This is a genomic window from Glaciimonas sp. GG7, assembly GCF_052976905.1.
Map to the genome: position 1 here is coordinate 1 of NZ_JBRIIQ010000197.1, position 2,230 is coordinate 2,230.

Below are 2,230 nucleotides of genomic sequence, written 5' to 3' on the forward strand. Positions count from 1 at the left end.
TGCCTTGCGGCCAGCCGATCGCATGGACGTTTCCTACTCTGTGCGCTACGACGGCTTTGAAGAGAATTTCACCGCTTAATTCGACCGCCGGCAAGTGCTCATCGGCAGTCTTGCCCGCGATGCTGGTTTTGGTTTCATCCGATTTGGTGGCGGCTGTCGCGCTTTGGTCGGTGGACGTCTCTTTGGCGCCACTAGTGTTACCTGTGCTATTGGTTGGCGCCATGCCTGCACATGCAGACAACAAGGTCGAGAGCGTTACAATGGCAAGAGCTTTTTTCAAGGCATTATCCTGACTGGCAAAACGGATTGATAGGGCAGTTTTAATAGGATTTGGCAGGGCTTCATCCTGTAACTCTAAAGTTGCTCCCGATTTTACGCCCAACCAGAGGCAAACGTGCGGACACGCATGCTGGTTTCCGGGTAGATTCTCGGTTTAACTTGGAAGGACTACGTAAAATCGCCTCAACACCTTTATATATCCTGATTGTCTTGGTGTAAGTCCTTAAAAGTATCTGTCGCTCGACGGATTATTCAACATTTTTTGATTGCCATTGCGCTATGCCAGAACTCCCCGAAGTTGAAGTGACAAGACGTGGCGTAGCGCCCCATCTTGAAGGCCGTATTGTTTCCGAGGTTATTTTTCGACGCAGCGGGTTGCGTTGGCCTTTTCCCCCTGATCTGTCGACGCACTTGAGCGGCCAAACCATCCGCAGCACCGGGCGGCGCGGTAAGTATTTGCTGATTCACTTTGATCACGGTACTTTGATTGTCCATTTGGGTATGTCGGGAAATTTACGCATTATGCCGCTGGAGACGTTACCTAAAAAGCACGATCATTTCGATTTGGTCGTCGGTCAGCAATTGATGCGGATGACCGATCCACGTCGTTTCGGCGCGGTGCTCTGGCATGCCGCAGAGGATGGGCCGATTCTTGGACACACGTTGCTGGCAAGACTCGGTCTTGAGCCGCTGGAAGAGGTTTTTTCGGGTGAGATCCTGTATCAACAAACGCGTGGGCGTAGCGCCCCCATCAAACAGGTATTGCTGGCTGGCGATATCGTGGTCGGCGTCGGGAATATTTATGCCTGTGAAAGCCTGTTTCAGGCCGGTATCAATCCTAAAACTGCAGCGCATCGGATTGGCTCGGCACGGTATATTAAATTGGCTAGCGCGATTCGCGATATTTTGACGCGGGCGATCGAAAAGGGCGGCAGTACATTACGCGATTTTGTTGGTGCCGATGGCCGTACCGGCTACTTTCAGCAGAGTTATTTCGTTTATGATCGTGCCAGGCAGCCATGCCGGGTTTGTGGCGCGCCGATAGAGCAGATTAAGCAAGGGCAGCGTTCTACTTTTTACTGTAAGACGTGTCAAAAATAATAAATTGTAGAGTGACCAATAGGGGAGTTGGGAAGTGAGTGATCTCATTAATGAATTTCAGGGTTATAGCGCCTGGCGCACTACGGTAGTCGATGCGTTAACCCGTTATCAGACGTGGACCGCTGGCGCACAGTTAGACGATAGCGTCAGCGATCAGCGCATTGCCAGAGCCCTGCTGCGGCTGGCCGACGATACATTGTCGATCGCGTTTGTTGCGGAGTTTTCGCGTGGCAAGTCCGAGTTAATCAATGCAATTTTTTTCGCCGGTTATGGCCAGCGGATATTGCCGTCATCTGCCGGGCGCACGACGATGTGCCCAACTGAATTGCTCTATGACGCATCGTTTCCTTCCTGTATCCGCTTGCTACCGATAGAAACCCGTGCCGATGGACAGCCGACTGGCGACTATAAAACCGCTTTGCCGCACGTCTGGACTGTGTTGCCGCTCGACACTTCCTCTGTGGATGGCATGCTGGAGGCGTTTAAACAAGTCAGTCTGACAAAATGGGTGCCGCTCGATGAGGCCAGACGCTACGGCCTGTATGACGACAGTGACCTCGATGCGGCGCTCGTCGTGGATGCCGAGGGCAGGGTGCAAATTTCGCAATGGCGTCACGCTATCGTTAATTTTCCGCATCCGCTCTTAAAAGAAGGTTTGGTGATCATCGATACGCCAGGATTAAACGCGATTGGAACTGAGCCGGAACTGACGCTCAATTTGATTCCAAATGCACACGCAGTGTTGTTCGTTTTAGCCGCCGACACAGGCGTTACCAAGAGCGACATTGAGGTCTGGCGTGAGCATATCGGGAACGGCGCTGGGCGCATGGTGGTGTTGAACAAAATTGAC

2 protein-coding genes and 1 pseudogene are annotated in these 2,230 nt (G+C 52.2%); 2 read left to right on the plus strand and 1 reads right to left on the minus strand.

Going from position 1 to position 2,230, the window contains the following annotated elements; translation table 11 throughout:
* Positions 1-280 (minus strand): annotated as a pseudogene (locus ACVBEF_RS21030) (tetratricopeptide repeat protein); the annotation flags it as partial.
* A gap of 278 nt (positions 281-558) precedes the next feature.
* Here ACVBEF_RS21030 and mutM point away from each other — a divergent pair.
* Both mutM and ACVBEF_RS21040 read left to right on the plus strand, forming a co-directional pair.
* Positions 559-1,380, plus strand: coding sequence for a bifunctional DNA-formamidopyrimidine glycosylase/DNA-(apurinic or apyrimidinic site) lyase (gene mutM, locus ACVBEF_RS21035; protein WP_447125844.1), 822 nt, complete (start codon positions 559-561; stop codon positions 1,378-1,380).
* A 34-nt stretch (positions 1,381-1,414) separates the two neighbouring features.
* Positions 1,415-2,230: dynamin family protein (locus ACVBEF_RS21040; RefSeq protein WP_447125845.1), on the plus strand; the 816-nt coding region annotated here is incomplete at its 3' end.

Coding starts and splice junctions, on each gene's coding strand:
- mutM (WP_447125844.1), top strand. CDS start 559: ATGCCAGAACTCCCCGAAGTTGAAGTGACAAGACGTGGCGTAGCGCCC.